The 6,581-nt window shown below is 50.8% G+C and carries 9 protein-coding genes; all 9 read left to right on the top strand.

Annotated features, from left to right (window positions below; all coding sequences use genetic code 11):
• The first annotated feature begins 471 nt into the window (after positions 1 to 471).
• The 9 genes from EKK48_30200 to EKK48_30160 all read left to right on the top strand — a co-directional run bounded on the left by EKK48_30200 (position 472) and on the right by EKK48_30160 (position 6,361).
• Positions 472 to 1,269, top strand: a complete 798-nt coding sequence (locus EKK48_30200; GenBank protein ID RTL34989.1) for a hypothetical protein — start codon at positions 472 to 474, stop codon at positions 1,267 to 1,269.
• A gap of 238 nt (positions 1,270 to 1,507) precedes the next feature.
• On the top strand, positions 1,508 to 2,170 hold the full coding sequence (locus EKK48_30195) for a hypothetical protein (protein RTL34988.1): 663 nt from the start codon (positions 1,508 to 1,510) through the stop codon (positions 2,168 to 2,170).
• Positions 2,171 to 2,284: 114 nt separating this feature from the next.
• Entirely contained in the window at positions 2,285 to 2,515 is a 231-nt protein-coding gene (locus tag EKK48_30190; protein ID RTL34987.1) for a hypothetical protein, read from the top strand.
• Positions 2,516 to 2,526: 11 nt separating this feature from the next.
• The gene (locus EKK48_30185; GenBank protein ID RTL34986.1) at positions 2,527 to 4,362 is read left to right on the top strand and encodes a hypothetical protein; all 1,836 of its coding nucleotides are present in this window, start codon (positions 2,527 to 2,529) and stop codon (positions 4,360 to 4,362) included.
• 39 nt (positions 4,363 to 4,401) lie between these two features.
• Positions 4,402 to 4,740, top strand: coding sequence for a hypothetical protein (locus EKK48_30180; GenBank protein RTL34985.1), 339 nt, complete (start codon positions 4,402 to 4,404; stop codon positions 4,738 to 4,740).
• A gap of 111 nt (positions 4,741 to 4,851) precedes the next feature.
• Positions 4,852 to 5,298, top strand: a complete 447-nt coding sequence (locus tag EKK48_30175; GenBank protein RTL34984.1) for a hypothetical protein — start codon at positions 4,852 to 4,854, stop codon at positions 5,296 to 5,298.
• A gap of 12 nt (positions 5,299 to 5,310) precedes the next feature.
• A complete protein-coding gene (locus EKK48_30170; protein ID RTL34983.1) occupies positions 5,311 to 5,703 on the top strand; it encodes a hypothetical protein in 393 nt (130 codons plus the stop codon).
• A gap of 46 nt (positions 5,704 to 5,749) precedes the next feature.
• Positions 5,750 to 6,043, top strand: a complete 294-nt coding sequence (locus tag EKK48_30165) for a hypothetical protein (protein ID RTL34982.1) — start codon at positions 5,750 to 5,752, stop codon at positions 6,041 to 6,043.
• A gap of 84 nt (positions 6,044 to 6,127) precedes the next feature.
• Positions 6,128 to 6,361 carry a hypothetical protein gene (locus EKK48_30160; GenBank protein ID RTL34981.1) on the top strand — a complete coding sequence of 78 codons (234 nt, stop codon included), beginning with the start codon at positions 6,128 to 6,130 and terminating at the stop codon, positions 6,359 to 6,361.
• Positions 6,362 to 6,581 lie beyond the last annotated feature (220 nt).

Genomic DNA, 6,581 nt, shown 5'->3' with positions numbered 1-6,581 from the left:
TACAGATGGCTGTAATTGGCTCTAGCTGCGGACTCTCGCTGGACAGACCCGTTTTGGATGAAGCCTTTTGGGGTAGACTCCGAACGTCGAGAGCGGCTTGCCGTCAGCGAATCGTTTGCCGACTATATAAGACAATTCGGTAAGCCTCTTGCCCGGGCTCACACTGGCTTTCTTGGAACTAATAAGCGCTCGCTGGAAGCTTCGCAGTGGCTTCAGCACGCAGAGATGGCAGGTTCTACACCGGTCGTCAAAATCAAGGCGTATGCGCATGACAGGGTCACGCTCCATAGCTATCTTAAGCCGCCTGTACTCAATATTCGCTCGCTGGGACGACAGGCACTAAAGCAGTTAGCACTCGGAACGAGTGCTCTCGTTAAACCCGGCGAAATTCGACGGCATTACATAATTGGGAACCGGCGCCGCTTTCAGCCAGCGCCCACGTCCTTTACAAGCTACGCGCGTAACTTTTGTATGGATGCCGCGCATATCGTTGAAACATCTGCAAAGGGTAGAGGCGTGTTTGTGACGCTGACGCTTGCAGGAAATACTCCTGAAGTTTTTCGGTGCTTTTCGGCGGCGACTGGTTATGTCGTTGACCGCATGAATCGGTGGTTGCGCTACAAAGTCGTCGACTCGCTGTTCATGTACGTTTTTGAATTTCAAAAGCGCGGCGCCCTGCATATGCACTATCTTTTCCGTTTGCCGGATGGGGTTAAGAACCGCGAATTCACCAGAGAATTGCGTTCTCAATGGCGAAAAGTTCTTCTCGATGTTTCCGCTGAATCCCATGTAGACCTGTTTCGGAAGAAAGATGGCGGAACTTGGCGCCACCGTGCAGATAAGCCAAGGATTCAAGTCAAAAACCTGAGCCGCACCTATGCGCAATACATAAGCAAGTACGCCTCGAAGGCTGAATCTAAATCCGGCTCATTCGACCAGTTCACGCCGCGCCGCTGGTGGGGATGCTCGCGTGAAGCGCGGGCGCTGGTGCGCGAGGCACGCCTAGAAGCAATAATTCCTACGACCAGCATAAGCACTGGGTTTCAAGGAATGATTTCCTTACTTTTAAACCTAGGCGACGCGGCTATTACTCACAAGTTTTCTGGGGGATTTCCAGGAGAGGAAGCTGACTGCCTGTCGGTGATTGTGCCCCGAGGTTCGGCGCGCAGCTTAGCTGCTTGCTTTGTCGAGTTTTTCGCAAATGGCGACCTTATGCCGCTTCAGTGCGCATTGGTGTCGCTGAATGAGTGTAATAAAGCGCCACCATAGGAGGTATCAAAGTGATTCATTTCTCCGTTACGAAAGAACAGGCACAACAAATAATGCGGTGTCTCATTCACGCTGACTGCTGTGAGAATGCGAAGGATTTGAACGAGAATCCCTCTCGTCCAGTATTCGAACTTCTAGCACGCCGACTCGCGTCGGGCGTTGCTGCTTCCGATCTTCGTCAAATTGAATCAGCCAGCACAAACCTAGAAGAAACAGGAACCAAAGGAGGAATCGAACTATGTCAGCGAATCTCATAACGAAACCTCCGGTGCCGAATTTCGAAGCTTGGCGAATGTGTGCTCAAGTCACCAGTCTACGTCAGTCCGAATTTGTGGACACCGCGCTCCTGTTCGCAATTTGCACCCGCGCTACGAACTGCAAAGCAACGATGTGCAAGATGGACCCGCAATACCTTCGTCACCTGCATGAAATCGTGAAATGTGCAGATGTTCACGCTGTTGAATGGCTCAAACGCGCCACCATTTGGGAGGGCGGATTGCGCGGACGGGTAGCAAGATATAGATATTTGCCGCATATGCGACCTATAGCTGATTCGATGTTGAATGGTACCGATGAAGGACATCTGACTGCTGTCATGCTGGCGTGTTCCTGGGGTATTGCGCAGGAGCCTGGCGTACGGGTTGTGCAGGACGTGGAAGTACATTTGCGACGCAAAACTCTCGAAGCCTACATCGCTAGACCTGAAACGCAGCTTCTATCGCTGTTAGACAGACTGCATTGCTTGATTCGGGAGAACTACAAAAGCGAGCGAGAGGGTTTGGTGAAATTTTATAAAGATTTTTCAGACCGAAGTGAAGTCGAAGCTGCCAATAGAACGTTCGACCTGGCGCAGTTCTTCAGGAGTGATGATTGGCGATTGGCTACCCGACAGGTGTCTTGATAAAACCACTTTTCAGGTTTAAAATCGCGCCGTTAGGCAATTGCCGACTCCCGCGAGGTAACGAAAACGAGTTCTTATAACGGCGCAATCGGTAATCCGGCGTGGTTTTCTCCTATGCCACTACTGCTGGAAGCTGTCGGCGCGGATGATGAGCGTTACATATTCTGGTACGGGGCGCTGGGTAACTCACTCGGCGCCTCGCTCGTTGACATGATCGCCCTGTGCGAAGGCGCGGCGCTCACTTACCCTGAGATGACCGCTGAAAACATCTCCGCTTTAGGATTGAAAGAAATATTTAGACTGTGGATGTTTGAGTATTTTCAGTCGCTTTATCGGACACCATAGATGGTGGCGCCATGGCGAATCTAGTTGGCGGTGTTGGCACCTTCGAAGGTGACCCAAACGAGGAGGTTTGGGTCACAGTCGCTGCTATCGATGGGGCGTGTACCGAGTATGACACTGACGTTCCGCCGTTTTTGAACGCAGTTGTTGGCGATTCGTGCGATGGCGTTTATGTCAGCAAAGCTGAAGCGCTCCTGCTAAGCCAGCAGGCGTACCAAGAAATTATTGCTGGCGGAAACACTGTCGATGCCTGCACTTTCTTGCTTTACTTCGCGCCTTTAGTGTTTAGAGATGATTTTGTGATATCACCTCCGTCTGCTGACCAGACAGGCGGCACTTACCTTGTGACAGCGGACTGGTTGTTGCAAAATCGAATACGCACTTTTGCTGACCCTACTAACAATTGTTGGGAAACTGCTCTGCGGGTTCGGACTATTCTCTGGGCTGGGGCAAAGCCAGTAGAGGTTAGCCATGTGATGAGTCCTGAGAGTTGTTTTTACGGTACCAACACTGCTTGGATTCAAGCGGATGATGGATACTTGAGTGTTCAAGGTGAAGGCTTGGCTTTCATACGCGGCGGCTCGATGCAGCTACAGTATCTCGGTCCGCTAGTTACAATAACTTCGCCATCCGACCTAGCAAATGGAGTGCCCGGAATGCCCATACCGCCAATACCTGAAGGTTATCCAACGCCACCACCTCCGGTGCCTCCGGTTGTAAGCGTCCAGTTGGATTCGTCGATGTTTTCAGACGAGTTGTGTAACTTTATCGTTGACCACGGTGATGGATTTCAAAGTTTGAGCGACATCGCCGACTATTACGTAGCAACAAGTTGGGATGAAGCGACGGACTATGCAGTTAGAACGAACGTGCCAAACCACGTAAACTTGCAGTACATGCAGTACGTGCTCACTTTATTGAGCCCAGAATTTTGGGCATCTCTCAACATTCCCACCACTGGTGGTGGCACTACAATCACGTTGCAAGGCATCGCGGACGCGTACGCAATTGCAGACGACGCCACTAAAGCGAGTTTGTTAACCGCTTTTCAGCGAGACGTCAATTACTTGGACATCTGGCAAGCTTTGGCGATTGGCGGAGAGGAGACTTTACTCAGGGAGACCACTAAGATTTTTCTGAAAGAAGTAACAGAGGCGCCGCCCGTTTTGGTGCCAGAAGTCGTTTTAGATGCCACAAAAGCGGCGACCACTCTGACGGCAGAAACCAACCCTGTTGGAGCACTGTATCTAACACTTACCGTGGGGGCAGATCTTTTGAAGAAGAAAACGAGCACAGTGGACCAAATAGTCTCATTCGAATGCGACGGCGAAAAGCATCTCAATGTCGTAGCGGATTTTAACGACGATGGCGGAATCGAATTTTCGAATATTGGCTACATGCAACTAGTCATGGATAAGCTAAATCAGCTTCTTTTGTGTTGCAACCCGTGCCCTGAAGAACTTACGCAACCCGAAACTGATTTCTTGTATTGGGGTCACAATACAGAGCATGGCGAACCACCGAAAATAATTTCTCCGACCTATCTGAATCTTTCCGGGGTAGTTTTTCACGTAGTGACCAATGCGTTCCCGAAAGTCTACGAATTCGGTCCTCCCGATTTGGCGTTGCTTGCGAAGTTTGCTTGGCGATTCGCCGACGGCAACTATGGCGACATCGAGTACATCAACCAAGACAAGCAAGTTGTGCGCGTGCCGAATCAAGACACAGTGGGCTTTATGTGCCACTGCTATCCGGGCGTAGTTTTGAATGTTGAAATCTACGACAAGAAGGCGTGGTTCCCGCCTTCGGGTATTTATGGCGACGTTGACCCTCGTCGAAATCCATACTAGGTGGTAACCTTTTGGGGTACCCCTCAATAGGTAAGAAATATGCCAGGAACGTTCGCCCACGCACTGCAAAAATCAACTTTCCACGTTTACGACAGCGACGACGGCAAAAGTTATTTGGTCAAAATGATGCCCAAATACGAGTCCGCTAGCGGTTTGCCAGTGGCAGACGCAACACAGATAAACACGTTGCAACGCTATCCGAATCAGCACCTTTGCCGTCACGCTTATCTCAGCACCACTGACGATGCCGGGGCAATTCACAGACGCTTTGTCATTGTCGGCAAAAACCACTTGAGCTCCCCTGGCACGCCAGGCAATATCGATGGTTTGACTGGCTGGGCATTCGGCGGACAGGTCGGCGAACGAATTCGCAAGTAGTCCGTTTTTCTTGGTTTGAGTCGAGCAGTGAGCGCCCCTTAGCGCCTCCGAGGGGGCGCTTTTCTGCACCTAAACAATTGTCTATCCATCAGCCTTTTCGAGGTTTGCTAAATGCTTCACCCTTCGTTTTACAAAACAATGATCAACTATCTTCTCCAATTGGGAAGTTTGCTAGACCCGCCTTTCGAGGGGAATCCGGACTACATTGACTATTGGGCGCTTTTCACAGCCAACCCGTCGCTTGATTCCTTTGCGACCGTTGAGGCTACATATGGCGGTTATGCCCGACAGCACTACGCTAGAACTCCCACTATCTGGCAGTTATTGGATGGTCCGCCCGCTTATGCGAGTAACCGACAGCAAATAACTTTTCCGCCGGCAACGTCTGGTGCGGGACAAGTGTTGACACACTGGGGCTGGCTATATCCCGATATCGGCAGCGGTGGTGCGTCCTACGGCTTAGTTGTTTCCGGCGCTCTCGAGATTCCAGTGACGGTTGCGTTGGGGCAATCGCTCATTTATCCAGCTAACGCATTCCGCGTCCAGTCCCCGTTTTAGGAGCTAGGAACAGTGGCAAACACTTACGTTGTTGACGATGTCAACGCTACAGCGAGCACTTTTGTGATGGTGCCTTACGGTACGGAACAGGGCACTCTTAGTGGAACCGAGTTTGAGGGGGTGAGTACGATCGGCGAATTTACTTTAGGGGAGGCTCCTGCAGGACTGAAGCGCTGCGTCGTTGAGACGGACGTAACTAATCAGCCTCCTCCTGTGCTCGGCGTAATTCGATGGGGCTTTTTTCAGTCTGTGAACGGAGAAAATCTCTTTATAGAAAAGGGCTGGGATTATTTAAAAGCGCGATGTCGAATCATTGACTACAGCGAACTTCCTGCAGGCATAAAAATGTCAGTTAGAGTGCGATGGGATTTTCCTGGTGTGAATTGGAAGGCAATTTTTAGCTGAGCCGATGTAAGATGCTAAGTGTATATGTTTCAAGGGGGCAGAAACTATGCATAAAGCGTATCTATTACCGGTTGCGTTCTCCACACTATTGACTCATTGGGCGTGGTGTTCGGCGAGCGGCGAGCAAACGCGCACACTTCCAGTCACCAGGCAGGAAAAAGCGGGCGTGCATACGACCTATGCCGAACGAAAACGAAAGTGGATTCATGATCACGTAGAAGCGATGAACAAAAAACTTCCGGGGCACAAATACACCGTCGGACAGGAAGAGGCGATGAAAGGTAAGTTTTCATACCAGTTTCCGGAAGATGAGCAATACCAGCGCGCGCACGGGCGCTAAGCAGTTGCTCGGCAGTTTGAGAACTGCTATTGCTGGGTATAAAGTGGCTACCAGACTCAATCTTAGAACACAGGAGGGAAGCCAGTGTTCAATATTCCTATGGACCAATTGCTACCGTGGTTGCAGAGCAATTGCGGTTTAGGCGTAGCAGCGCTGCTCGTTGCATACCCCGTGCTCGGCTATGCCAATCACGTGACTCATGAATTGAAGGCGCTGCGTGCAGGAGTGCAGACAGCGGCGCCTGTGAAAACTGAACGAGTGGCGCCGTGCCACTACAATTCCGGGTTGGTACCGCCCCCACCGCCCCTCGCTCAGTGAAGGCGTCAAAGGGGGAGTCATCCCCCTGCCTTTTCTATGACTACGTTTTAATTCGGGGTACTCTGATACAACTGCCTTGGGTGCTAGATTGTCACAATCGAAAGAAGTGCCTAGGGCAGTACAGCTCAGAAGCGTCCGAAAACATGCACATTAATGTGTTACCGGCAACTAACAGTCTTATAATGCCTGCTGTGACTCAATAACGTGTGTTGTGTTGGCA

The sequence above is a fragment of the Candidatus Melainabacteria bacterium genome (assembly GCA_003963305.1).
Classification (GTDB): Bacteria; Cyanobacteriota; Vampirovibrionia; order Obscuribacterales; family Obscuribacteraceae; genus PALSA-1081.
The sequence above is the reverse complement of the archived record's forward strand: the minus strand, read 5'-3'. Positions and strand labels throughout refer to the sequence as shown.

Coding starts and splice junctions, on each gene's coding strand:
- EKK48_30200 (RTL34989.1), top strand. CDS start 472: ATGGATGCCGCGCATATCGTTGAAACATCTGCAAAGGGTAGAGGCGTG.
- EKK48_30180 (RTL34985.1), top strand. CDS start 4,402: ATGCCAGGAACGTTCGCCCACGCACTGCAAAAATCAACTTTCCACGTT.
- EKK48_30165 (RTL34982.1), top strand. CDS start 5,750: ATGCATAAAGCGTATCTATTACCGGTTGCGTTCTCCACACTATTGACT.
- EKK48_30175 (RTL34984.1), top strand. CDS start 4,852: ATGCTTCACCCTTCGTTTTACAAAACAATGATCAACTATCTTCTCCAA.
- EKK48_30195 (RTL34988.1), top strand. CDS start 1,508: ATGTCAGCGAATCTCATAACGAAACCTCCGGTGCCGAATTTCGAAGCT.
- EKK48_30185 (RTL34986.1), top strand. CDS start 2,527: ATGGCGAATCTAGTTGGCGGTGTTGGCACCTTCGAAGGTGACCCAAAC.
- EKK48_30190 (RTL34987.1), top strand. CDS start 2,285: ATGCCACTACTGCTGGAAGCTGTCGGCGCGGATGATGAGCGTTACATA.